General features: G+C 42.8%; 20 protein-coding genes and 2 tRNA genes. 10 read left to right on the top strand and 12 right to left on the bottom strand.

Translation table 11 applies throughout. The features are described from left to right. Positions 1-72: 72 nt before the first annotated feature. On the bottom strand, positions 73-399 hold the full coding sequence (locus AACS98_RS04205) for a hypothetical protein (RefSeq protein WP_066376683.1): 327 nt from the start codon (positions 397-399) through the stop codon (positions 73-75). Between the two features lie 199 nt (positions 400-598). Continuing rightward, complete coding sequence (locus AACS98_RS04200) at positions 599-1,000, bottom strand: fasciclin domain-containing protein (RefSeq protein WP_066376681.1); 402 nt, start codon at positions 998-1,000, stop codon at positions 599-601. A gap of 298 nt (positions 1,001-1,298) precedes the next feature. Here AACS98_RS04200 and AACS98_RS04195 point away from each other — a divergent pair, with 298 nt between their 5' ends. From AACS98_RS04195 to AACS98_RS04185, 3 genes are all read left to right on the top strand, one after another. Beyond that, positions 1,299-2,249, top strand: a complete 951-nt coding sequence (locus AACS98_RS04195) for a putative 2-dehydropantoate 2-reductase (RefSeq protein ID WP_066376679.1) — start codon at positions 1,299-1,301, stop codon at positions 2,247-2,249. 133 nt (positions 2,250-2,382) lie between these two features. Continuing rightward, entirely contained in the window at positions 2,383-5,418 is a 3,036-nt protein-coding gene (locus tag AACS98_RS04190) for a valine--tRNA ligase (protein WP_066376678.1), read from the top strand. An 89-nt stretch (positions 5,419-5,507) separates the two neighbouring features. Continuing rightward, the gene (locus tag AACS98_RS04185; RefSeq protein WP_066376676.1) at positions 5,508-5,951 is read left to right on the top strand and encodes a hypothetical protein; all 444 of its coding nucleotides are present in this window, start codon (positions 5,508-5,510) and stop codon (positions 5,949-5,951) included. 6 nt (positions 5,952-5,957) lie between these two features. Here AACS98_RS04185 and AACS98_RS04180 read toward each other — a convergent pair whose 3' ends face one another. Both AACS98_RS04180 and AACS98_RS04175 read right to left on the bottom strand, forming a co-directional pair. Continuing rightward, positions 5,958-6,755: a phytanoyl-CoA dioxygenase family protein gene (locus tag AACS98_RS04180; RefSeq protein WP_066376674.1), complete on the bottom strand. Its 798-nt coding sequence runs from the start codon at positions 6,753-6,755 to the stop codon at positions 5,958-5,960. Positions 6,756-7,257: 502 nt separating this feature from the next. Continuing rightward, positions 7,258-9,255: an ABC1 kinase family protein gene (locus tag AACS98_RS04175; protein WP_231866957.1), complete on the bottom strand. Its 1,998-nt coding sequence runs from the start codon at positions 9,253-9,255 to the stop codon at positions 7,258-7,260. Positions 9,256-9,575: 320 nt separating this feature from the next. Between AACS98_RS04175 and recN the strand changes: the two genes are divergently transcribed. Further along, a complete protein-coding gene (gene recN, locus AACS98_RS04170) occupies positions 9,576-11,324 on the top strand; it encodes a DNA repair protein RecN (protein ID WP_066376672.1) in 1,749 nt (582 codons plus the stop codon). Positions 11,325-11,329: 5 nt separating this feature from the next. On the opposite strand, the gene AACS98_RS04165 is transcribed toward recN, so the two are convergent. Both AACS98_RS04165 and AACS98_RS04160 read right to left on the bottom strand, forming a co-directional pair. Continuing rightward, positions 11,330-11,710 (bottom strand): type II toxin-antitoxin system HicB family antitoxin, encoded by a 381-nt coding sequence (locus AACS98_RS04165; protein ID WP_066376670.1) that lies wholly within the window; start codon positions 11,708-11,710, stop codon positions 11,330-11,332. Then, a complete protein-coding gene (locus tag AACS98_RS04160; protein ID WP_197480100.1) occupies positions 11,676-11,951 on the bottom strand; it encodes a type II toxin-antitoxin system HicA family toxin in 276 nt (91 codons plus the stop codon). Before AACS98_RS04160 ends, AACS98_RS04165 begins: the two co-directional genes overlap by 35 nt. Positions 11,952-12,124: 173 nt before the next feature. On the opposite strand from AACS98_RS04160, the gene AACS98_RS04155 reads away from it, so the two are divergent. Next, positions 12,125-12,196: transfer RNA gene (locus AACS98_RS04155), tRNA-Lys, on the top strand. A 142-nt stretch (positions 12,197-12,338) separates the two neighbouring features. On the opposite strand, the gene AACS98_RS04150 is transcribed toward AACS98_RS04155, so the two are convergent. Together AACS98_RS04150 and ruvB are read right to left on the bottom strand one after the other, a co-directional pair. Next, positions 12,339-13,145: a tetratricopeptide repeat protein gene (locus AACS98_RS04150; protein WP_066376668.1), complete on the bottom strand. Its 807-nt coding sequence runs from the start codon at positions 13,143-13,145 to the stop codon at positions 12,339-12,341. Positions 13,146-13,283: 138 nt separating this feature from the next. Then, on the bottom strand, positions 13,284-14,384 hold the full coding sequence (ruvB, locus tag AACS98_RS04145) for a Holliday junction branch migration DNA helicase RuvB (protein ID WP_066376667.1): 1,101 nt from the start codon (positions 14,382-14,384) through the stop codon (positions 13,284-13,286). Between the two features lie 153 nt (positions 14,385-14,537). On the opposite strand from ruvB, the gene hisF reads away from it, so the two are divergent. The 3 genes from hisF (at position 14,538) to AACS98_RS04130 (ending at position 15,774) form a co-directional block, all read left to right on the top strand. After that, complete coding sequence (gene hisF, locus AACS98_RS04140; protein ID WP_066376665.1) at positions 14,538-15,311, top strand: imidazole glycerol phosphate synthase subunit HisF; 774 nt, start codon at positions 14,538-14,540, stop codon at positions 15,309-15,311. 105 nt (positions 15,312-15,416) lie between these two features. Then, positions 15,417-15,608, top strand: a complete 192-nt coding sequence (locus AACS98_RS04135) for a hypothetical protein (RefSeq protein ID WP_066376663.1) — start codon at positions 15,417-15,419, stop codon at positions 15,606-15,608. A gap of 93 nt (positions 15,609-15,701) precedes the next feature. After that, positions 15,702-15,774: transfer RNA gene (locus tag AACS98_RS04130), tRNA-Ala, on the top strand. Positions 15,775-15,858: 84 nt separating this feature from the next. Here AACS98_RS04130 and AACS98_RS04125 read toward each other — a convergent pair. The 3 genes from AACS98_RS04125 to AACS98_RS04115 form a co-directional block, all read right to left on the bottom strand. Beyond that, on the bottom strand, positions 15,859-17,100 hold the full coding sequence (locus AACS98_RS04125) for a M20 family metallopeptidase (RefSeq protein ID WP_066376661.1): 1,242 nt from the start codon (positions 17,098-17,100) through the stop codon (positions 15,859-15,861). Between the two features lie 152 nt (positions 17,101-17,252). Beyond that, positions 17,253-17,930: a dethiobiotin synthase gene (bioD, locus tag AACS98_RS04120; protein WP_066376659.1), complete on the bottom strand. Its 678-nt coding sequence runs from the start codon at positions 17,928-17,930 to the stop codon at positions 17,253-17,255. A 163-nt stretch (positions 17,931-18,093) separates the two neighbouring features. After that, positions 18,094-19,788, bottom strand: a complete 1,695-nt coding sequence (locus tag AACS98_RS04115; protein WP_066376657.1) for a serine/threonine-protein kinase — start codon at positions 19,786-19,788, stop codon at positions 18,094-18,096. 1,259 nt (positions 19,789-21,047) lie between these two features. Here AACS98_RS04115 and AACS98_RS04110 point away from each other — a divergent pair. Next, complete coding sequence (locus AACS98_RS04110; protein WP_066376656.1) at positions 21,048-22,064, top strand: ribose-phosphate pyrophosphokinase; 1,017 nt, start codon at positions 21,048-21,050, stop codon at positions 22,062-22,064. A 69-nt stretch (positions 22,065-22,133) separates the two neighbouring features. On the opposite strand, the gene AACS98_RS04105 is transcribed toward AACS98_RS04110, so the two are convergent. Next, positions 22,134-22,721, bottom strand: coding sequence for an HD domain-containing protein (locus AACS98_RS04105; RefSeq protein WP_066376654.1), 588 nt, complete (start codon positions 22,719-22,721; stop codon positions 22,134-22,136). Between the two features lie 247 nt (positions 22,722-22,968). On the opposite strand from AACS98_RS04105, the gene mtnA reads away from it, so the two are divergent. Next, complete coding sequence (mtnA, locus tag AACS98_RS04100; RefSeq protein WP_066376653.1) at positions 22,969-23,994, top strand: S-methyl-5-thioribose-1-phosphate isomerase; 1,026 nt, start codon at positions 22,969-22,971, stop codon at positions 23,992-23,994. The last annotated feature ends 324 nt before the right edge of the window (positions 23,995-24,318 follow it).

The following is a 24,318-nucleotide window of genomic DNA, read 5'->3' as shown; positions in this document are numbered from 1 at the left end:
TTAGCTGTGTCAGTCCACTACTGTACTATCAATCAATTTTTATGGAGAAATTAGAAAATTTAAATCCCAAATTTAAAATCGTAAACTCAGAATACGGTGATGCTTCTGCAAAATAATAGCTGCAACATTTATCAGTAAGCAGGTAATTGCTAAACCTAACAAAATATAAGTAGGGAGCATCACCACACCAATGACAAACCAACTATATACGTGTAACACCATTAAAACTGCAAAAATACTTGCAAAACTGGCAGCTTGCCAAATTTGAAAAGTGGGACGACCTACCACAGCCAAAATTATTGTCAACAATGTAGCTAGTAAATTGGCTGGTACTAGAAACGCACAAATACCAACGCAGTTAGTACGAGAAAACTCAGCTAAAGTATGAAAATCGAGCATTAATCTGTAGGGATAATATTGGCATCTAAAAAACTCAATATATTTTTAAATATATCAACTTAATTCAGCATATCTCGAAAGTAAATACTTCTACAAATATTTAACATAAATTAAAGTATATAGAGCTTTAATTATGCTTGTAATAAATAAACATCATGTTAAGCAATAATCAGGTGGGTAATCCCCACCTAGAATCAAATCAACCCATCAAAATTACCGTATCGATGACGTGAATCACACCGTTATCGGCTTCGATATCTGCGGCTAAAACCGTCGCGTTTTTAACTTCAAACCCATCGGAACAATCGATTTTGATGGGTGAACCCTCAACAGATGTTACAGTCCCCAGTTTGGCTAAGTCAGCCTGTTTCAGCTTTCCAGGCACGACATGATACTTTAAAATTCTGGTTAGTTGGGGAATATTTTGGACTAAAGTTTGGATGGTTCCAGGTGGTAACTTCGCAAAAGCATCATCAGTAGGTGCAAACACAGTAAAAGGGCCTGGACTTTTTAATGTTTCTACTAAACCAGCCGCTTGCACAGCTGTCACTAGGGTTTTAAAAGCATCGTTACTAACTGCAATATCAACAATATCAGCCATTGTGTTTACCTAATTGTTGTAAAAATGGGGAATGGGGAGTGGGAGACTAGGAAGAAAGATTTTCATCGCTGTGATGAACTCTGTTCACAGTGTCTCCTGCCAAAAATTTTAAATTATTGTGAATCAATTTGAATTTTTGTTAAAAAAATATTTCTAATTATTACGATAAGTAAAGTCCAGTAGGTTGGGTTGACTTCAGGAAACCCAACACCAATCTAACAGTTGGGTTGCGCTGCGCTTAACCCAACCTACGTCTAATGCACTATACGATAATGATCAGGACATTTTGGGCAAATAAATGAGTGAACAGCATTGCAAGTATGCAATTCTTGGAACTGGTGCATTAGGAGGGTTTTACGGTGCTAAGTTGCAAAAAGTTGGTTTAGATGTTCACTTTTTGCTCAAGAGTGACTATGAACACGTTAGTCAGCATGGTTTAATCGTTGAGTCTAAAGACGGGGATTTTATCCTTCCAGAAGTGAATGCTTACAACGATGTCAACAAAATGCCAAAATGTGATGTGGTAGTAGTGGCACTAAAAACCACACAAAACCATTTGTTACCGCAGTTATTACCGCCTGTGGTTAAAGCTGGTGGTGTGGTGTTAGTATTACAGAATGGGCTAGGTATAGAAGAAGAAGTCACCCAAATTTTAGAGAAAGTTCATGTCATTGGTGGTTTGTGCTTCCTCTGTTCTAATAAAGTGGGGTTAGGACATATCCGCCATTTAGACTACGGACACATCACTTTAGGGGAATATCTCCCGGAATATTCTCAGGCTGGAATTACTCAAAGAATGCAGCAAATAGCTGAGGACTTTCAACGTGCTGGTATTGGGATGGAAATGACTGAAGACTTATTGCTAGCACGTTGGAAAAAACTGGTTTGGAATATTCCCTACAATGGGTTGTCTGTGATTCTCAATGCTACAACGGACGAATTAATGGCAGATAGCCACACCCGTACTTTAGTAGAACAGTTAATGTATGAGGTGAAAGCAGGGGCGCATAGTATGGGGCGGATAATTCCTGATAGTTTTATTCAAACCATGCTAGATTACACCGTCAAGATGACCCCTTACCGTACTAGCATGAAAATTGACTATGATGAACGTCGTCCTTTGGAAGTAGAGGCGATTATCGGGAATCCATTGAGAAAAGCGCAAGCTGTTGGGGTGGATTTAGAAAAAATTAGTTGTCTGTATCAGCAGTTAAAATTTTTGGATGCGAGAAATCAGAAGAGTCTTTAGTCATTGGTCATTGGTCATTGGTCATTAGTTTTTCTCCTCCGCTTCCTCCGCTTCTTCCCAGTCTCCAGTCCCCCCAGTCCCCCCAGGGTGTGGCAAAATTTATTAGAGTCCTTCCAAACGTAAATTTCCCAGAATGACCGCAACTATACCGAATCTTCCCAGTCTGTATGATCCTTTTTCCACTGAAGCGAAGTGGCAAAAATTCTGGGAAGATAACCAAATTTACAAAGCTGATCCTAATCATGGTGGTGAACCTTATTGTGTGGTAATTCCGCCACCAAACGTTACTGGTAGTCTGCACATGGGTCACGCTTTTGAAAGTGCGTTGATTGATGTGCTGGTGCGCTATCACCGGATGCAGGGGCGAAATACTCTATGGCTACCGGGAACTGACCACGCTAGTATCGCTGTGCATTCGATTCTGGAAAAACAACTTAAGGCTGAAAAGAAAACTCGCTATGAGTTGGGACGCGACAAGTTTCTAGAACGTGCTTGGCAGTGGAAGGCTGAGTCAGGGGGTACTATTGTTAATCAGCTGCGACGCTTGGGTGTGTCGGTAGACTGGTCACGGGAAAGATTTACCCTGGATGAAGGTTTATCTAAAGCTGTGGTGGAAGCCTTTGTTAGTCTCTACAATGAGGGGTTAATTTATCGTGGTGAATATTTAGTTAACTGGTGTCCGGCTTCTCAGTCGGCGGTGTCTGATGTGGAAGTAGAATCTAAGGAAGTTGAGGGTAATCTTTGGCATTTCCGCTATCCTCTGTCTGATGGTTCTGGTTTTGTGGAGGTGGCGACTACTCGCCCTGAAACTATGCTGGGTGATACGGCGGTGGCTGTTAATCCCAATGATGATAGATATAAAGATTTGATTGGTAAAACTCTGACTCTGCCAATTATGCAACGGGAAATTCCGATTATTGGTGATGAGTTAGTTGACCCCAGTTTCGGTACGGGTTGCGTGAAGGTGACTCCTGCCCATGACCCGAATGATTTTGAAATGGGTAAGCGTCACAATCTGCCGTTTATTAATATTCTCAATAAAGATGGGACTGTCAACGCTAACGGTGGGGAGTTTCAAGGACAAGACCGTTTTGTTGCCAGAAAGAATGTAGTGGCACGCCTGGAAGCTGATGGTGTGTTAGTTAAGGTAGAAGATTATAAGCATACCGTTCCTTATAGCGATCGCGGTAAAGTTCCGATTGAGCCTTTATTATCTACTCAGTGGTTCGTGAAAATTCGCCCAATGGCGGATAAGGCTTTAGATTTCCTCGACCAGCAAGACACCCCGGAATTTGTCCCCCAACGTTGGACTAAGGTTTACCGCGACTGGTTGGTAAGTCTCAGAGATTGGTGTATTTCTCGTCAGTTGTGGTGGGGTCATCAAATCCCCGCTTGGTATGCTGTCAGTGAAACAGGCGGACAAATCACTGATACTACCCCGTTTGTTGTTGCTAAATCTGCTGATGAAGCTTTGGAGAAAGCAACAGCACAATTTGGGGAAGATGTCAAGCTTGAACAAGACCCAGATGTATTAGATACTTGGTTTTCTTCGGGTCTATGGCCATTTTCTACTTTAGGCTGGCCGGAAAAAACCCCAGATTTAGAGACTTACTACCCGACGACTACCCTAGTTACAGGCTTTGACATCATCTTTTTCTGGGTAGCCAGAATGACAATGATGGCTGGTCATTTTACTGGGAAAATGCCGTTCCAAACTGTTTATATTCACGGTTTGGTCAGGGATGAAAATAATAAGAAGATGTCAAAGACGGCTAACAATGGTATTGACCCACTGTTGCTGATTGATAAATATGGGACTGATGCTTTACGCTACACCTTAGTTAAGGAAGTGGCGGGTGCTGGTCAAGATATTCGCTTAGAATATGACCGGAAAAAAGATGAGTCTTCATCGGTGGAAGCTTCCCGCAATTTTGCTAATAAGTTGTGGAATGCCGCTAGATTCGTGATGATGAATCTAGATGGACAGACTCCTGCACAATTGGGTGAACCAAATGCAACAGAGTTATGCGATTCTCCTGCGGAGACGCTTTGCGATCGCTGGATTCTTTCCCGCTATCATCAAGTTATCCAGCAAACCACCAACTACATCGATAACTACGGTTTAGGGGAAGCAGCTAAGGGAATCTATGAGTTCATTTGGGGTGATTTTTGCGACTGGTATATTGAATTAGTGAAATCCAGACTGCAAAAGGACGCAGACCCAGCATCACGGCGAGTAGCACAACAAACTTTAGCCCATGTTCTAGAAGGCATTTTAAAGCTACTGCATCCCTTTATGCCTCACATCACTGAGGAAATTTGGCAGACTCTCACCCAACAACCAGCCGACTCTAAACAAACTTTAGCTTTACAGCCATATCCCAAAGCAGACACAAACTTAATTAACCCAGCATTGGAAGAACAGTTTACATTGCTATTTGGTACTATCCGCACCATCCGCAATTTACGCGCCGAAGCGGAAGTTAAGCCAGGGGTAAAAGTTAAAGTTAATTTACAGTCTGAAAATCCCCAAGAACTGGAAATCCTCACGGCTGGACAATCTTACATTCAAGATTTAGCCAAGGTGGAAACTTTAAGCATTGCTGGTGAACCAGAACCACAAACAGCCACAATGCCCAAACCCCGCAGTAATTGGCGAACAATTGTTTGGTTGGTGGTCGGTTTAATCTTTTTTAGACTGGCTTTAGCGGTTGGCGAAACTCTAGATCATATTCCTGTTCTGGGTACGTTCTTTGAGTTAGTTGGTTTGGGTTACAGCGCGTGGTTTGTCGTGAATACATTATTATTTGCGGAAGCTAGACAAAAATTCTGGGCGCAGTTGTTCCCACCCAGCATTGAGGAGAGTGCAGCAACACCAGAATTACCAGCACCAGCAGCGCAACCAGAAAAAGCGATCGCAGGGGTAATTGGTACTGTACAGGTAGTGATTCCTTTAGATGGTGTGGTCGATATCGAAGCTATGCGTGCCAAGCTAGAGAAAAGCTTGAGTAAAGTAGAGGGTGAAGTTAATTCCCTGAGTGCTAGATTAAGCAATGCCAACTTTGTGGAGAAAGCAAGACCGGATGTAGTCCAGAGTGCGAGAGATGCTTTAGCCGAAGCGGAAAAACAAGCAGAAATTTTACGCGATCGCCTACGTGGTTTAGCATAGCTTTAAAGGGTAATGGGCAAAATCCTATTACCCTTGAGTTATATCTAGCAAAGGTATTTTCAACTTTGGATTGCCACGCCACAAAAACCATGCTGTATCTAGCCCAAGTAAATAAAAATGAATTCTTAGACCAGTACCAGTTACGCTTGTTAGCGCGTCAAGAAGCAGAGCATATTTGGACAATTATTCCCGAAGAGGCTTACATTTTACTGGGCAAAGGCAAAACATTGAGCGAAAAGTTGCTAGTTTTAGTCGAACTTTCGCCCACAGGTGAGATTCAGCGCCTGGAAGACGCTTGTAACTGGGTATTGTATTTAGTACAAGCTTACCTCAGCACTGGTATTACACCCGAATTTTTGCAACAAGAAGTAGAACGCGCCGAGGAGTGGCGACAATCACTAACTTTGCAACATCAAGATTTAGCCCGTCGTTCTCTAGAATTAGAAGCAAGGCGTGAACAGATTCAAGCTTTAGAAGAAAGTCTCAAACGCGAAAGGAACGGACATCACAAAGATGTGAATAGAGGCTCTTAATTTTAGTTATGAATTTAGTGGAATTATCGGAAAAATATCACAGTCGATTGGTTCACCAACTTTCAGATTTTTCAGAGACTTAAATTCTGGAATATCAATTTCTTCAATAGGTATATAAGGCCATGCCTTCGGACGCGAATAATAAACCACGTCATCACCAGCCCAATTAGTCACTATTGCACGTCTTAATGTAGAGGATGTATTGGTTACAGAATGATGAATTGTTAGAAAATGATGTACTAAACAATCTCCTGGTTCCATATTCCAAGATAATAATTCCTGAGCATGTGGCGGTGAGAACCAAGAATTATCTGAATTTTCAGTTAACTCTTGATTCCATAAATGAGACCCTTTCACATACTCTAATCTGCCATTTTCTTGAGTGACAGCATCTAAGGTCAACCAAATTTTACAGCATTTCCCACCTTGTACCGGCCAGTAAGGCTGATCATTATGCCATTCTACACGACTATCTGCTGTCGGTTTTTTGACGAAGAAACCATCACTCAAAAAGTTAAGCTTTTGCGATTTCAGGATTTGAACGGCAATATTTGCTAATGGAGATTTAAAGATTAAAGCATGGAAATCAGCATCTTTTAGCCACAGTCCATAATCATGTACGACATTACTGTTTAATCTCTTACTACCTCTAACTCCCACACTATTTAAAGTATTTCTATTCACGGCTGTTCGCAATTTCTCAATCCAGATGTCGTCTAAAACTCCTTTAAGGCAAATAACGCCATCTCGCTCAAAGTCTTGAATTTGTTGAAGACTTATTTGATGATTAATCATCTGTGGCATAATTTTTTGCTTTTTTATTCATGAATGCACTGAATATTTAACAATTGCTAGCATCATGATTTTGGATTGATCAAAGTCTTCCTTGTGAGTATATGAAAAGTATCAAGACATTTCTTAACCCTTGAGGCGTAAGAGAATATTTAAAAAGTATGATTAGTAACACCAAAATATCTCTAACCTAATGCAGTCAGGTTTTTCTTACCTACCTCTCGCTAAGAGGATGTTAAGTATGCTTATATCTTGTAACAGTTGCTTTATTGCAATTCAAGTCAGGCGATGCACAGCTAAAAATTCGCTTAAACCCTGATTTTTACCTTGTGAGCAGTGCATCGGCCTACAATTATTGGGAATGGTGCAAGATATGAATTTAGAGATATTGGAAAAGTTAAAAAATTAATTATAAAAATAAAATTTGTGTTTTGCCGTCTAGCTGAAAAAAATGTAGCGATAATTCATGAATTATCGCTACATAATATGTAGTAAATCAAGATAAATTGGTTTTTTAGTTGACTTGATTAACTCGACTGCGATTAACTTCATCTGCTGCGAGTAATTCTCTAATCAGTTTAATTATGGCTTTCTGCACAATTTGATTAGTCACTTGTTGCCCTAAACGTTGCACTTCTGGATTGAATAAAACTTGTCCTATTTGCGGCGCAAGTTTTACAGGATCAAAGCCACGGGTTTCTCGCAGAATATTGGAGATATTTTTGATATGCTCTAATGTTTGTTGTTGCTCAACTGTTGCAGCAGGAGTTTCTTGGATAGCTGTAATACCTACTTGTTCTCTGAGTAGGTAGGTGAAGTTATGCAAAACATTTTTACTTAAAGCGTTGACACCATTGAGGAGTTCATCTACTAGCTTATCTCGAATGAAAGCACCCCGTTCAGAAGATAGAAAGTCTACGCTTTGATTGACTACCAAATTCAGGTCGTAGTCTTGATTTTTTCGCGCATTGCGTAATAAGTTTTCTAAACGATTCCAACGGAATTTACCTTCTTTAAACAGCAAATCGCGCAATGATGTTCTTAATTCTGGTGCTGGGTCGGTGAGTAAGCGTTTAGAAACGTAAGGATAAGCTTCACTGAGAACTTTGAAGTTAGGATCTATATTGATGGCTATACCTTCCAATGTCACCAGAGAACGAATGATTAAAGCGTAGTAGGGAGGTACGCGGAAAGGATACTCATACATCAAAGCTGATAAATCATCGGTGATGCTTTTGATGTTGAGTTCGGCTACACTTGCACCTTGAGCGTCAGCAAAGACTTTACCAAAAGCGGGAATGATGGGTGTTAAGTCGGTGTCTGGGGAGAGGAAATCTAGTTTAACGTAGTCTTGCGCTAAACCTTCAAAGTCACGGTTAACAACGTGAACGATCGCCTCTATTAAACCATAACGTTGCGGCGGTTTAATTTCGCTCATCATCCCAAAGTCAAGATAAGCTAGTTGACCGTCGGGTGTCGCTAACAAGTTACCTGGATGGGGATCAGCATGAAAAAATCCATGTTCTAACAGTTGTCTCAATGAACACTGTACACCCACTTCAATTAAATAACGTGCATCTATACCTTGGGCTTTGATTTCTGCCGCTTGGGTTAACTTTGTGCCGTTAATCCACTCCATCGTTAATACACGACGGTTAGTATATTCCCAGTAAATTTTCGGTACATAAACGTCTTTGATGTGACCGTATAACTCAAAAAAGCGTTCGGCATTTTCGCCTTCATGGATATAATCCATTTCTTCAAAAATGCGATCGCCTAATTCATCTAAAATCCCTACTAAGTCACTGCGCAACCGTTTGACTTTTCTCTGCACTAAAGCCGCCAACCGGCGCAAAATATACAAATCAATCGTAATCCGTTCCCTTAAATCAGGACGTTGAACTTTAACAGCTACTTCTTCACCAGTTTTGAGCTTACCTTTGTAAACTTGTCCTAACGAAGCCGCCGCTATCGGCTGGGGTGACAGTTCTGTGTAAATGACTTCTGGACGTTCTCCTAATTCTTCCTCAATAAACTGGTAAGCAATTTCGTTGGGAAACGGTGGTAACTGGTCTTGTAGTTTGGTGAGTTCTTCTAAATATAGAGGAGGAACTAAATCTGGTCTGGTGGATAAAGCTTGTCCAATTTTGATATAAGCCGGGCCTAGTTGTGTGAGTAATTCTCTTAACTGAATGGCTCGACGACGGTCATTTTTAACAACAATCCCTCGTTTACTATCCCACCACAACCCGAAGAAAAATGAAATAGTCGGCCTTAAAACTGCCAAAATCCTGCGGAAAACTTGCCAAGTCCTACCTTGATAATAGGCTGCTATCTCACCAGGGTCATAACGCAATGTCTCAGGTTCAACATCTTGTGTAATCAATACCTGTGGATGTTGACTTATGACTTCAGTTGTTGTAGGAGAACGCACAATCAAGGTGTTTGTATCAACATCTAGTGCGCCTTCACTGGGCAGGGAGTTAGCGGGAAGTGTCTTATTATCAATCATGGAGAAAGCCACCGATCGGATTGAATATGTTAAGTATTGTAACAATAGGTTTAGGGATTGGGGACTGGGGATTGGGGATTGGGGACTGGGGACTGGGGACTGGGGATTGGGGATTGGGGATTGGGGACTGGGGATTGGGGGAGAAAAACTAATGACCAATGACCAATGACTAATGACTAATGACCATTAACTTTTTTGCTACACTGAAATTTGCTTACTAATTTAATGGTAATAGGTGTTGTTAGTAGCCGAAAGATGATGCTTAATGTCTTGTAACGTGAAAATGCTCCGCATCTGCCCCTCAAGGAGAATTTGGCTTGATGTTGCTCTGCCTACGCATAGAAAACTTTGCTCTAATTGATCAACTAGAATTGGAATTTGGCGCGGGACTGAATGTGTTGACAGGTGAAACCGGCGCAGGGAAATCAATTATTTTAGATGCGATTGATGCTGTTTTGGGTGGTAAAGTCTCTAGTCGTGTGATTCGGACGGGGACAAGTCGGGCGATGGTAGAAGGAACTTTTGCCTTTACGCCGCCTTTAGCAGCTTGGTTAACTGAACAGGAAATTGATTTAATAGATGATCACTCGGTAGTGATTAGCCGAGAAATTACAGCGACCTCTAGTAATATCCGCAGTCGATCGCGGGTGAATGGGGTGGTGGTGAATCGTCAGATTATGTCAGGATTGCGCGATCGCTTGGTGGAAATTACCGCCCAAGGTCAAACAGTACAAATCGGACAAGCCGCCCAAGTCCGTGATTGGTTAGATATGTATGGCGGAGACGCATTGATTAAGCAGCGTCAAGTTATCACCACTGCTTTTAGTGCTTATCAACAAGCCCACGCTAACCTAGAAAAACGCCGCACCTCGGAACGAGAACGTTTACAACAACTGGATTTACTCACCTATCAAGTTAAAGAATTATCCACAGCTAACCTCAGCGAACCCCAAGAATTAGAACAACTCCAGCAGGAACGGGAACGCTTAAATCATGTGGTTGATTTGCAACAGATGAGTTACAAGGTTTATCTGGCTTTGTATCAAAACGATGATGAAACCCCAGCCGCTTCCGACTTGTTGGGCGACAGTGAAACCACCTTAAATGACATGGTGGAGTATGATAGCCAATTGCAACCACTGTTAGATTTAATTAGGGATGCTCAAACAGCATTGACGGAAGTTGCACGGCAAATTAATACTTATGGGGAAAGTTTAGAAGCTGACCCCCAACGTTTGCAAGAGGTAGAGGAACGAATTCAGGAGTTAAAGCAGATTTGCCGCAAGTATGGCCCTAGTTTAGCAGATGCGATCGCCTACTATGAGCGCATTCAGGCAGAGTTAGCCGAACTAAATGATAGTGAACAAACTATCGAAACTTTAGAACAGCAAGAACAAATTTGTTTAGCACAACTGACTCAAGCTTGTGCTAAGTTAACTCAGTTACGACAAAAAACAGCCGCTCATTTAGAATCTCGCTTAATTGCGGAACTCAAGCCGTTGGCGATGGAAAAGGTGAAGTTTCAAGTGGAAATTGTCCCCATCGTCCCCACGGCGGCAGGTGCAGACAAAATCACCTTTATGTTTAGTCCCAACCCCGGCGAACCATTGCAACCATTGACAGAAATTGCTTCTGGTGGTGAAATGAGTCGGTTTTTATTAGCACTGAAGGCGTGTTTTACCCAAGCTGATGCAGCAGGAACGCTGGTATTTGATGAAATTGATGTGGGTGTGTCGGGGAGAGTCGCCCAGGCGATCGCCGAAAAATTACACCAATTGAGTCAACACCATCAGGTATTATGTGTGACACACCAGCCGTTAGTCGCAGCGATGGCAGACCGCCATTACCGTGTAGATAAGCAGATTATTACTCAAGGTAAAAGTAGTAAAGCTAACAGTGTTATTACGGAACAACGGACTGTGGTACGGGTGACAAACTTGGATGATTTGACGACTCGCCGGGAGGAGTTAGCACAGTTAGCCGGTGGTAAATCTGCCAGTGAAGCGATCGCTTTTGCCGAATCTTTGTTAATTCAAGCTGCTAACCACCGTCGGCAAGAGCAAAGATAAGTAGATTAAGCAACTGCACTCAATAAAAACACAATATATTGATTGAGACTTACACCTTCTCTTTCAGCAGTTTCTGCTAAATGACGATGTAAAGATTTCGGCATTCGCACCAACAACTTACCACTGTAGCTATCATCACTACTGGGTAAAGGAATATTGTCACCAGCTTCATAAGCTGTCTCAATCCACAATTCCCGCGCCTCATTAATATTTGTCATTGTCTCTTCTAAGGTTTCACCTTGGGTGAGACATCCAGGTAAATCTTTAATTTGAGCTACATACCCTGCCTCTGGATCTGGGTAAAGTGTTACAGGGTATGGAAGATTTAAATAGTATTCTAGAGACGGCTTTTCAATCTGCTTGTTCTTCTGGTTCAGTGTCTTCATCAATCCACCCTTCTAAATTTAATAGTTCCACTATTTGCTGGACATACACCCCTTTAACTTTTTGTCCCCCTGTTTTGGGTACAGTAATAGTTTTACCTTGGGAGTCTCGAAAACTATGATGGCTACCCTTAGACCTTTTTTCTTCAAAGCCAAAAGCTTCCAAGAGATAGCGTACATCCTGAAACCGCACTTCTGGAGGCTGCTTGAGAAATTGCTCGACTAATTTTTTGAGTTTGCTCATGCAGCGATAGTATCATATATAGTATCACATCCATGATTAAAATAGCGATGACCTCTGACCAGTGTCGTCAGCAGGAATAGTCTAACTTGATTTTTATTCCCAAGGGGGAAAATAGCTTGTCATTCTCGGCTAGCCAGATTATTATTCTATATAGGCTGTATGCCGATTTTGATGGGTGACTAGCGCAACGGTAGCGCATCGGACTCTTAATCCGCTGGTTCTGGGTTCGAATCCCAGGTCACCCATTAGCTTTTTGAGAACTCAGAATCAGTTCGTAGTAAGGACTTTAGTCCTTATTTGCTCATGACTAAAGTAGGGGCGGGTTCACTAAGATCCTTGTTAATCATTAATCATATCTGTCAACCCGCCCCTACTACCAACCAGCCTTTACTGAATTTTGAGGAATTTATCCAAAGCTGACACCATACTAGGAGGCCAGCGACGGATATTTTTTACCCAGTTCATATCTTTATAGCGGCTATCTAAGCCTGATGCAGCTACCCAGTTACTTTCAGCTTCTCCCTTTTGTCCATTTACCCAGTAAGCGGCGGTGAGGGCAGCACGGACATCAGCAAAGTTAGGATATTTACGGACAATATTTCGCATCTCACGGATAGCTTTGTCTTTCTGTCCAGTTTCGTAGAGACTCAGGGCATAATTGGCACGGGCAAACGCGAAATTAGGGGCAATTTCACAGGATTTCTGATAATCTGCGATCGCATCTTCCCATTGACCTAAACCAGTTTTGGCATTACCCCGATTGTTATACGCCATTGCGTCGTTCGGGTCAAGTTCTAAGACATGATTATAATCTGCGATCGCTTCTTCCCATCTACCCAACCCTTCTAAAGCTGTACCACGGTTCAAATAAGGATCAGTAACATTCGGGGCTAATTTTATCGCTTCATTGTAATCAGCTAGTGCAGCCTCTAGCTTATTCTGACTCACCCGCGAATTACCTCGGTTACTCCATGCCCCGGCATTCGTGGGAAAATTTTCAATAATCTTTGTCCAATACTTTTCGGCGGTAACGAAATCACCCTTATTTGTGGCTGCAAATGCTAAATTTGCCCACTCATTCCCTTGTTCTAATTCTTCTTGAGTAATTGTAGGTTGTTGGGTTTGTGCCATGACTGGTGTACCCCAGCCGAACACAAGTAACAGACTGAGAACAATACTAATTAACTTCAACATTTTCACTTATCGGTGTGAGTGGGGAGTAGGGATTAGGGACTGGGGACTGGTGACTGGGTAAGTCAACCATGATTTTTATTAATCTTCCTTGTCTCCCATGCCCAGTGCATCGATGCCCAATGCCCCATGCCCCATACCCTATAGTAAAGATAACTGATCATTCGGTGGTGTAAAGCCCATGTGTTTGTATGCGGCTTTTGTCGCTATTCGTCCACGGGGAGTCCGGCTAAGGTAGCCAATTTGCATCAGGTAGGGTTCGTAGACTTCCTCAATGGTTTGGGTATCTTCCCCAGTAGTAGCAGCAATCGTTTCTAAGCCTACAGGGCCACCATTAAATTGTTCTATAATTACACTGAGCATCCGGCGGTCTGTCCAATCTAAGCCGCAGGGGTCTACTTGAAATAGTTCTAAAGCCTCGGCTGCAACGTCTTGGTTAACTTCGGGGCAGGATTTCACCTCAGCGTAATCACGGACACGTTTTAGTAACCGATTGGCAATTCTTGGCGTTCCCCGTGAACGACGGGCAATTTCTGTTGCACCATCGTTAGTCACTTGGGTTTGCAGTAACTGAGAACTCCGCAGGACTATTTTACTGAGTTCGTCTACTTCATAAAAGCGCAGTTTTTGAACTAAGCCGAAGCGATCGCGCAGTGGAGAGGTTAAAGCCCCGACGCGGGTTGTCGCTCCCACTAGGGTAAACTTGGATAGGGGCAAACTCCGAATCCTGGCACTAGCACCTTTACCCACGGTAATATCTAGGCGGTAATCTTCCATTGCCGGATAGAGAATTTCCTCTGTCATGCGTGAGAGGCGATGAATTTCATCGATAAATAAAATGTCACCGGGTTTGAGGTTTACCAGTAGCCCAACAATATCTCTAGGTCTTTCTAAGGCTGGCGCACTGGTGATTTTGTAGTTGACTCCCATCTCCGATGCTAATATCATTGCCATTGTTGTTTTACCTAATCCAGGCGGCCCATACAGTAGCAAGTGATCCAATACTTCCCCGCGTGACTTGGCTGCTTTGATGGCAATCTCTAAAACATCCTTCAGGTCTTTTTGTCCGATATAATCGGCAAATTTTTGCGGCCTGATACTTTCTTCTTGTTTACCTTGTTCATCAACAGCCGCTTCCGGTTGCAATATCTTCTCTTTTGGGGTTGGTTTGGCTGATTTTTGTTGCTGTGGTGGTTTACCGTTGGGTTCTGGAGGCTGTTTTTTCGAGGAGATGATCGCCATAATTCAGCTTGCAACCTTACGTGTAGTTCTGTTTTAGTTCAATCTCCGCCGGATTACTGCAAATAGACAAGCTAGCGAAGATTTTCGGCGGGAAATACCCACATCAATTTACAATTTAAATTCCGGACAATTACCCAGAAGTGAGAAATTATTATGTTATCTAAAAGAATTTTACCTTGTTTGGATGTGAAGGCGGGACGGGTTGTCAAAGGAGTTAACTTTGTTAACCTGAAGGATGCAGGTGATCCAGTGGAATTAGCCAAGGTTTACAACGAAGCTGGGGCGGATGAGTTAGTGTTTCTAGATATTACAGCTACTCATGAAGACCGGGGGATTATTCTGGATGTGGTTTACCGGACTGCTGAACAGGTGTTTATTCCCCTGACTGTGGGCGGTGGGATTCAATCCTTAGAAAATGTTAAAGCTTTGTTACGAGCCGGGGCAGACAAGGTTAGTATTAACTCTGCCGCAGTACGTGACCCTGACTTGATTAATCGGGCAAGCGATCGCTTTGGTAATCAGTGCATAGTTGTTGCGATTGATGCTAGGCGCAGAATTGATCCTGAAAATCCAGGTTGGGATGTGTACGTGCGCGGAGGTAGGGAAAATACAGGCTTAGATGCCTTACTTTGGGCGCAAGAAGTCGAAAAACGCGGCGCAGGAGAGTTGCTGGTGACAAGTATGGATGCTGACGGAACTCAAGCCGGTTATGACATCGAGTTAACACGGGCTATTGCTGAAGCGGTGGAAGTTCCAGTCATTGCATCTGGTGGTGCGGGTAATTGTGAACACATCCATACTGCTGTGACGGAAGGTAAGGCAGAAGCGGCGTTATTGGCATCTCTTCTCCATTACGGACAGTTAAGCGTGGCGGAAATTAAGAATTATTTGCGCGATCGCCACGTGCCAGTACGTTTGTACGCTTAATTCTAAAGCCATTATAGAGATTCATTCACATCTACCTCCGGTTGAATACAGTTCTGAAAAAGGGTGTTAGGATAAGTTTACAAGTATGAATAAATATTAAGAAATATGTTGATTCCTATTTTGTTATTTGATGTCGCACTCGTGGCGTGGTCTCTGCACCTGATGGAGAAAGCAGTTGAGAATAAAGAATTTTCTCTCATGTTGGCGGGAACGTTGGTCGCCCTAGCGGCTGCCGCCATGTTAGTGGTTTACTTTCTCATGGGGCATTGTATGAGCTATTTTTTACAAATTAGATAATCCGTATAGATTAGTAAAGGCGATCGCTCAGATTTCACAAAAATAGCTTGACAAACATCATAGGAATAAGATAATATTAGATACTGATCGCGTGGGGTTATAGCTCAGTTGGTAGAGCGCTGCAATGGCATTGCAGAGGTCAGCGGTTCGAACCCGCTTAGCTCCATCTATCAATGAAATCATCTTTTCAGCTTGTAAATGGAAGCACAATGTTTCCGTCTCGGAAATATGATGCTTCCATTGTGGGTGTTCATAAAAACTGCTCCACACAACGCACAAATATCTCAACCCCCATAGCCAAAGCAGTCTCATCAAAATCAAAACGGGGATGATGGTGGGGATAAGCTAAATCTTTGTCTGGGTTAGCTGAACCTAGAAAGAAATAGCAACCAGGAACTTCTTGCAGAAAAAATGACATATCTTCACCGCCCATAGTTTGGCATTCTGGTACTACACCTACAGGTGTTTCTACTATTTCTTCGGCAACCGATCGCACCAATTCTGCCATACTATGATCATTAATCACTGGCGGATACAGTGAACGATATTGAAAATCATACTCCGCCCCATGACTTTGACAAATGCCACTAATAATCTGCTCTATACGCTGTGCAAAGAAACCTTGAAACGCCGGGTTAAAATATCTAACAGTTCCTTTTAAGGTGGCTGTATCAGCAATCACATTATGAGTTGTACCCGCATGAAGTGCGCCTACAGTCACCACTGCTGAGTCAAGGGGGTTAACATTCCGCGCTACTATGGTTTGTAAGGCGGTGACAATTTGCGCGGCAACTACTACAGAATCCACTGTTTGATGCGGGATTGCACCATGTCCACCTTTGCCGACAATTGTACAATCGAACAACTCCACAGCCGCCATCAACGCACCAGAACGAACTCCCACCGTTCCCACTGGCAAATTATTCCACAGGTGCAAACCGATAATCGCATCAACATCAGGGTTTTTGAGTACCCCAGCTTCTATCATCGGTTTTGCTCCTCCTGGCCCTTCTTCCGCAGGTTGGAAGATAATTTTTATAGTACCAGCAAAATCCTGACGATGCTGTTGTAAATAATAAGCTGTTCCGAGAGCGATCGCAGTATGTCCGTCATGCCCGCAAGCGTGCATTACCCCATCATGTTGTGAACAATAGGATACTTGATTTAGCTCTTGAATTGGCAAAGCATCCATGTCTGCACGAATTGCCAAAACACGGGAATCGGGACTGGGGACTGGGGACTGGGTAGTGCGGGGTTTTGTGCCTGTGATAGTGGCTACTATACCAGTTTGGGCGATGCCAGTTTGATGCTCAATTCCCCATGCTTGCAATTGGCTAGAGATAAACTCAGATGTCAGCTTTTCTTGAAAACCTAACTCTGGTTTTTGATGTAGTCGTCGCCGCCATTCTACCAACTGTGGTTGCAATGAGCGAATAGCTAAACGCACACGCGATAAGTCAACAGAAGCGGGATGAGGAAAGGTAGAAACCATGACAGCTAACTCCGCCAGAGAACTTAGGTTATTTTCTCAGTTTATCGTTAGTTATTGGTCATTAGTTATTAGTCATTAGTTATTAGTCATTAGTCATTAGTCATTAGTTTCCTCGTCTCCCCAGTCAACAATCAACAATCAACAGTCAACAATCAACATAATGCTTCTAAATCTAAATTTGAAGCGATTTGTGCGAGTTGGTCAAAGTCTGTAAACTTATCTACATAAGGTAAACAGCCTAAGACTGGAATATTGGTAAAGTTTTGAATTAATTCTTTTGGTGTCAAGTCGGCTATTTCGGCATCTGTACGGGGTTGTGTGCAGTTGAGGACAATGCCTTTAAGATTGATCCGTGTTTGTCTGGCTAGGGCGACATTTGCAACTGTGTGACTAATTGCGCCTAACTTGACTGGTACAACCAACACTGAGGGTAAACGCCATTCTCCAGCCAAATCAGCAACGGTTAACTCTTCAGTCACCGGAGAGCCTAACCCGCCTAACGATTCTATTAACAGAATATCATGACGCGATCGCATCTCTACGATTGCTTGCCAAACTATCCCTAAATCCACAGCCCGATTTTCTTTAGCCGCAGCGATGGGAGGGGCTAAAGGTGCTTGAAAGTATAGCGGCGTAATTTCTGCCGGTGATAGTCCTAAGTTAAATAGATTTTCATACCATTCGCGATCGCCTACTCCTGATTGTATTGGTTTCATAATCCCCAAACGGCTTTGAGGATGATGTTTTTGCCAGTAGGCGGCTAAAACAGTAGTTAAAACCGTTTTACCTGCTTCCGTATCAGTTCCAGTAATTAGTAGTTCTTTCAACAAGCTAATTTAAAACTTAATCTAACGAATCTTGATGCTTTTAGTCATCCTAGATATCATACCATAGCAAATTATTCAGGTGCGTCAGATGTCAAAATCTGTTCTTTGTTCACAAATTATCTTGGCTGACGCACCCCACAACAAACTGGCGTTAGTTCTATCAATGTTACGGTGAAATTATCGGTTCGGGGCTAGGGCTGAGGAAGCTATCAGTCGGTGGGTTATTATTCTCCTCTCCTTCAACAGTTGGGGTTGGGGTGGGTGTGAGTGTGAATGTTGGTGTGGGTGTAGGTGTGAATGTCGGCGTGGGTGTAGGTGTAAATGTCGGTGTGGGTGTAGGTGTGAATGTCGGCGTGGGTGGTTTTTCTAAGCCTACATTTAAGCTGTAATCACTTGCAGCTACACCTGTTGACAAAAGTAACTGAATAGTGTATCTACCAGTATTAGGTAATGTGCCTACATAGTTTGTTACTTGCTGGGCTGTACTTTCAATTGATTCTTGACTAGGACTTAAAACTGTCAGCGTTACCCCATCACCTTGTTCCACAGAAGTAGTTAACGTGTCTCCGGCTTCCGCAAAAAAACTATATTGGATAATTTGGTTAGCTTGGATAGTATCTTCAACGGTGGCTGTGTTAGATTCACCCAAATTCAGACGCTTGCTAATGATAACTGGTTCTGGCGTGGGTGTGGGTGTGGGTTCTAACGTAGGTGTAGCCCTAGTCACCACTGGCGAAGGAAAAGTCTGAGGTGGTGGTGTTTCTTCTGGTGAGGGTGTGGATTGACTACGCAGAGAACTGACTAACGCCCAAGAACCGAAACCCGCTAAAATTACCACAGCACTACCAATAGCCCCTAATACCAAGGGGTTATCTAAAATTGAACTACTGGGACTTGGTGGAATTACAGGGTTAGGTGGATTAGGTGAGGCTGGTGGTGTGGGGGGTATATAATCAGGACGACGACCAACCGCTACTGTTTGCAGACGAGAAACATCAGGAGTAGAGACACCAGCAAGAGGTTGATCTAAAATTTGTAATGCTTGAGCAACATCACTAGCGCGTTGATAGCGATCGCTCGGAGTAGGATTCAACATCCGATTGATAATTTGGGCAAACAGTGGATTTACCACTACCAACCTTTGCCAATTCCACGTCAATTGATGTTCATCAAATAATTCCACCGCTTCCTTACCAGTCAGCAAAACTATAGCTGTCACCGCTAACGCATACAAATCACTGCTAGGATAAGCTCTCCCAGTTTGCATCTGTTCACTAGGAGCATATCCTATTTTTCCTACTGTCGTCACTGGCATAGCACTATCAGGAAATTGCAGACGTGTTGCTATTTCTTTGACAACGCCAAAGTCAATCAACACTGGTTTAGCATCGCTATCTCGTAAAATGATATTATCCGGCGAAATATCGCGGTGAATAATGCCCAAACTATGAAGATGGTCTAGTAGAGGTAACAAATAACGCATTAACTGTATTACTTCTGCCTCAGAGAAAGTTTGCCCCATAGCTTGGCGTACAGTCAGCAACTCTCTATAAGTCTTACCAGCAATGTAATCCTCGACCAAAAATAAACGTTGGCCTTCCTCAAACCTTTCTCGGAATTTCGGTACTTGCGGATGTTCAATTTGATACAAAATACTAGCTTCTCGCTCAAACAGTTCCTGTGCCTTCTCCCAAGCAAAAGTTCCTGTAGCTGAGGGAATTAATTCTTTAATTGCACAAGGTTCATGAAAACGCCTTTGATCTTCTGCTAAATAGGTTCTGCCAAATCCTCCTTGTCCGAGAATTTGTATAATGCGGTAACGGTTTTGTAGGACAGTGCCAGTTGGAATAGGTGGTTGCATGATTCATGAATAGAATGTAATGGCAACTGAGGAGGAAGTCTCCCACCAAGATAAATCAAAGCGGCGACAGACAGTTACCTGCGGCGATATTTTACCTTACCCAAGCCACAAAACCTCCAACAACTGCTCCAACAACAAACTTATTTGCAAAACTGAGGTATTGATCAAGCTAGGGAAGTTGCGGAAATTGACCAAAACTTTCTCAACTGAAAAGTCCGCATTTCATGAAAATACGGTTTTGACGGTGTTAATCGCCGTGGTAGAATTCAATCGGTTAAAATCAGTACGATAGAGCAGTAAAAATCTGTCGTCAGCATCAGCCTTTTGTAAGGTTAATAGGGTGACACCTAAAAACCGCAAAAAGTTGGGTCATGGTAGCAAAATTTTGGGAACATAACTCAGTAACTTTGATGAGTGGTGAAAATTCGCCACAGATATTGTACTAATCTGGATTCTCGGCTGTATACTCAGTCGGTCAGGATGAGTGCAACCCATTCATCACAGGCTGATGGGTAAGCTGTTGAGCGACTATCTATCAAACAGTCATAGGCTGAAAAAACAATGACTTGGACAACTTTCTACTCTCAGTTTTGCAGTCACAGCAACTGGCATAAAACAAGTTTAACCCAAGGCTCATCAAGGTAGCTATCAGCCATGAGGATTGATAAATTAACCTGTTTTCCTATTGCGTGTAGAAGAAATAGCAGCCACAGCAGTAATGCCAAGTTGCTATGGCAGAACCGCCAAAGTCATCATTTACAACCTACACAGGTGAAAAGTCAACTCAATTCCTCAAAGGGGGAATTTTTTTTGTAATTTGTCACCAAAAATATAGCCAATCAGTTTATATTATAATTTTGCAACCAGTATTATAACTTCAGTGAACATTCAGATGCCCTCAATATCATTGTTGGTGTAATTTTGAGTTTCCTGAATTTTACTTGTTCAACATCAATTAAGTCGTGAAGGTTTCTCCCTCAGTTAGAATTAAAATGGATAGAAGCTTTATTCTATCAAAGCAAGCTCTGGAAAATTCGGGTTGTTTTCTCATCAATTCAGGTTCAATAATGAGATTAGTTTATGGACTGGGCAGCAGTGAATTCAGTAAGGCTTCGTTGGTCATCAAGACTAGAAAATGGGCAACTAATAGTTTTATTGCGAAAATTTTAGATTAGTTATGAAAGCTGCAACAAAACTCACAAAAGTTTTTCTGAGGCTGATTCAGTTAAATCTACTAAATATCTAATGCTAATATTGCCATGAATGCACTTCGAGGATCTGCTGTGCTCAGTTCTGCAACTTTACAAGTGCAGCCAGCTGCAACAGGACAGACTGAAAATCATCGCCTGCGGCTATTTTCTGGCTCTGCCAACGTACAATTGTCTCAAGAGGTGGCTCGTTACCTGGGGATGGACTTAGGGCCAATGATTCGCAAAAGATTTGCGGATGGTGAAATCTACGTTCAAATTCAGGAATCGATTCGGGGTTGCGATGTCTACCTCATCCAACCATCTTGTCAGCCCGTTAACGACCATTTAATGGAATTGCTGATTATGATTGATGCCTGTCGGCGTGCTTCTGCCCGTCAGGTGACAGCAGTGCTTCCTTATTATGGTTATGCCCGTGCTGATAGAAAAACAGCAGGGCGAGAATCTATCACCGCCAAGCTAGTTGCAAACCTGATTACTCAAGCAGGTGCTAACCGTGTATTGGCGATGGATTTACACGCGGCGCAAATTCAGGGTTATTTCGATATCCCCTTTGATCATGTTTACGGTTCACCAGTCATATTAGATTATTTGGTGAGTAAAGAACTGCATGACATCGTGGTGGTTTCCCCTGATGTGGGCGGTGTCGCACGAGCTAGAGCTTTTGCTAAAAAACTCAATGATGCGCCTCTGGCTATTATTGACAAACGTCGTCAGGCTCATAATGTTGCCGAAGTCTTGAATGTTATCGGTGACGTTAAAGGCAAAACCGCAGTTTTGGTTGACGACATGATTGATACAGGCGGCACAATTGCCGAAGGTGCTAGACTGCTGCGGGAAGAGGGAGCGCGTCAGGTATACGCTTGTGCTACCCATGCGGTATTCTCGCCACCTGCTGTTGAACGTTTGTCTAGTGGCTTGTTTGAGGAAGTAATTGTTACCAATACAATTCCCATTCCAGAAAGCAAACGATTCCCCCAATTAGTCACCCTGTCAGTAGCTAATTTGTTAGGGGAAACCATCTGGCGGATTCATGAAGATACTTCAGTAAGTAGTATGTTCCGCTAGCCAGAAAAAAACTGTCTTTCCTGTTACAGTAATGTCTTAAAAATTATGAAGAATGAAGTTTGAAATTTTTCAGCCTTCATCCTTCATTTTTTTTGGCGATACCAAAAATTCAATTTCTGTAACTACTCTTTCTAATTCTGCTACTACTGGTTGATTACCAGTGTTTTTAAAGGCATCAACCAATGCCCGATAATACCACAAAGTACCATCTTTGCCACCTTGGAAGCGTTGCCAAAGTGACTCACCCAGCAAGCGATAATCTTTGAGTATGGCTCTGGCATTATAGAGTTTATCCGATGCTGATACCAGTAGCACTGATGGGGATGCTGTGGCAATATGGGCAATATACGCCTCTTTGCGCTGTCGCCACGGGGGTTTAGGTGTGGTGTCTGAGTCTGTACAACCATCGACAATTGCAGTTACAGTGTCACCAAAACGCCGACGGATTTCTTCGCGGGTGGCTGTGCCGCCTTGGTCTTCTATGGCATCATGTAATAGGGCTGCGATCGCTTCATCTTCGTTAGCTCCATATTCTAAAGCTATACTGGCAACTCCCATTAAATGAGCAATATAGGGAACACCTGAACCTTTGCGCTCTTGCTGTGCATGGAGTTGGTGAGCGTAGATGAAGGCTTGGGTAAAGCGTTCGGAAAGCATAGTTAACTATAAAATTGAGAAACTACTTTACCTAGCGTAGATAAATTTACGAATCGTGATGTGTAGAGCCAGCGTCATGGCTCTAATTAGCTGGTAGAGACTTTGCATGCAACGTCTGTACAATTAGATTTCTACTTTTCCTGAGCAATTGATTCTTGCTGACTTTATTGAATAGAATAGGCATTGGGTATTGGGAAGACAAGGAAGAAAAGGGATAATTATTCCCGATACCCCATTCCCAATTCCTATGATTTATCCCGTTGTTTGGCAAAATAACTCAGTATGTCTCATTGATCAAACTCGTTTGCCTAATGAGTATGCTGTTGTAGAAATTAACAGTAGTCAAGAGATGGCGCGAGCGATTAAAACTATGATTGTTCGAGGTGCGCCGGCTATTGGTGTGGCTGCTGGTTATGGGATGTATTTAGGGGCGCGGGAAATTGAGACAAGCGATCGCCAAGAATTTCTCTATCATTTAGATAAGGTGGCAGAGTTATTAGGTTCTACTCGTCCCACAGCAGTAAATTTATTTTGGGCAATTAATCGAATGCTCAAGACTGCTCAAAATACCCCAGGAACGGTAGAAGATATTAAACAAGTTTTATGGCAAACAGCCCAAGCCATCAATAACGAAGACTTGCAAACTTGTCAAGCTATGGGTGATCATGGTTTAGAGGTATTACCAAAATCCCCAGCAAAACTGACGCTGTTGACTCATTGCAATGCTGGGGCTTTAGCTACAGCAGGTTACGGTACAGCTTTGGGGGTTGTACGTTCCGCTTGGCGTGAGGGGCGTTTAGAACGGTTGTATGCTGATGAAACCCGTCCCCGCTTGCAAGGTGCTAAACTCACGGCTTGGGAATGTGTACAAGAAGGTATTCCTGTGACAGTGATTACTGATAATATGGCAGCCCATTGTATGCAGCGTGGTTTAATTCATGCTGTAGTTGTAGGTGCTGATCGCATTGCGGCTAATGGTGATACTGCTAATAAAATTGGTACGTATAGTTTAGCGATTGTCGCTAAAGCACATAATATTCCTTTCTTTGTGGCTGCTCCTTTTTCTACCATTGATTTGGCATTATCTGATGGTAGTCAAATTCCAATTGAGGAACGTAACCCTGAAGAAATCTACCAAGTTGGTGATACTATTCTTACACCTTCGGGTGTGGAATTCTACAACCCGGCTTTTGATGTGACTCCGGCTGAGTTAATTACAGCAATTATTACAGAGAAAGGCGCGTTTCCTCCTGGTGAGTTAGGGGGAGTTTGAACAATTTATCGAATGAACCTAACCCCCCTCACCCCCCTTCCCTACAAGGGAATGGGGGAAGATGTAGTCAAAGATAGTCTCGTAGGGTGCGTCAGACTGATTAAATGCTGTCAATAAATATATTTTTGCTATCTGACACACCCTACTGGTGTGCCAGTGGCGTAAGTCCTGACTTTGTTATCCTGAAGCTAACTCTTGTTTTTGCCTGAACAGTGAAGTACCCCAACTAAGCTGACGCTATAGTTGCGGCTTCGCGTCTCATTCGCCATTGCCTGCTTGTACAAGTACAGATTGGTCTTACACAGCGTTTCTGGTATTGCTACC

It is taken from the genome of Anabaena sp. CA = ATCC 33047, assembly GCF_963870205.1.
GTDB lineage: Bacteria > Cyanobacteriota > Cyanobacteriia > Cyanobacteriales > Nostocaceae > Trichormus.
The sequence above is the reverse complement of the archived record's forward strand: the minus strand, read 5'-3'. Positions and strand labels throughout refer to the sequence as shown.

Coding starts and splice junctions, on each gene's coding strand:
- ruvB (WP_066376667.1), bottom strand. CDS start 14,384: ATGGCGATCATCTCCTCGAAAAAACAGCCTCCAGAACCCAACGGTAAA.
- AACS98_RS04105 (WP_066376654.1), bottom strand. CDS start 22,721: ATGCTTTCCGAACGCTTTACCCAAGCCTTCATCTACGCTCACCAACTC.
- AACS98_RS04150 (WP_066376668.1), bottom strand. CDS start 13,145: ATGTTGAAGTTAATTAGTATTGTTCTCAGTCTGTTACTTGTGTTCGGC.
- AACS98_RS04190 (WP_066376678.1), top strand. CDS start 2,383: ATGACCGCAACTATACCGAATCTTCCCAGTCTGTATGATCCTTTTTCC.
- AACS98_RS04160 (WP_197480100.1), bottom strand. CDS start 11,951: ATGAGCAAACTCAAAAAATTAGTCGAGCAATTTCTCAAGCAGCCTCCA.
- mtnA (WP_066376653.1), top strand. CDS start 22,969: ATGATTTATCCCGTTGTTTGGCAAAATAACTCAGTATGTCTCATTGAT.
- AACS98_RS04180 (WP_066376674.1), bottom strand. CDS start 6,755: ATGCCACAGATGATTAATCATCAAATAAGTCTTCAACAAATTCAAGAC.
- hisF (WP_066376665.1), top strand. CDS start 14,538: ATGTTATCTAAAAGAATTTTACCTTGTTTGGATGTGAAGGCGGGACGG.
- AACS98_RS04205 (WP_066376683.1), bottom strand. CDS start 399: ATGCTCGATTTTCATACTTTAGCTGAGTTTTCTCGTACTAACTGCGTT.
- AACS98_RS04185 (WP_066376676.1), top strand. CDS start 5,508: ATGCTGTATCTAGCCCAAGTAAATAAAAATGAATTCTTAGACCAGTAC.
- AACS98_RS04165 (WP_066376670.1), bottom strand. CDS start 11,710: ATGAAGACACTGAACCAGAAGAACAAGCAGATTGAAAAGCCGTCTCTA.
- AACS98_RS04135 (WP_066376663.1), top strand. CDS start 15,417: ATGTTGATTCCTATTTTGTTATTTGATGTCGCACTCGTGGCGTGGTCT.
- AACS98_RS04125 (WP_066376661.1), bottom strand. CDS start 17,100: ATGGTTTCTACCTTTCCTCATCCCGCTTCTGTTGACTTATCGCGTGTG.
- AACS98_RS04200 (WP_066376681.1), bottom strand. CDS start 1,000: ATGGCTGATATTGTTGATATTGCAGTTAGTAACGATGCTTTTAAAACC.
- AACS98_RS04195 (WP_066376679.1), top strand. CDS start 1,299: ATGAGTGAACAGCATTGCAAGTATGCAATTCTTGGAACTGGTGCATTA.
- AACS98_RS04115 (WP_066376657.1), bottom strand. CDS start 19,788: ATGCAACCACCTATTCCAACTGGCACTGTCCTACAAAACCGTTACCGC.
- recN (WP_066376672.1), top strand. CDS start 9,576: ATGTTGCTCTGCCTACGCATAGAAAACTTTGCTCTAATTGATCAACTA.
- AACS98_RS04175 (WP_231866957.1), bottom strand. CDS start 9,255: ATGATTGATAATAAGACACTTCCCGCTAACTCCCTGCCCAGTGAAGGC.
- AACS98_RS04110 (WP_066376656.1), top strand. CDS start 21,048: ATGAATGCACTTCGAGGATCTGCTGTGCTCAGTTCTGCAACTTTACAA.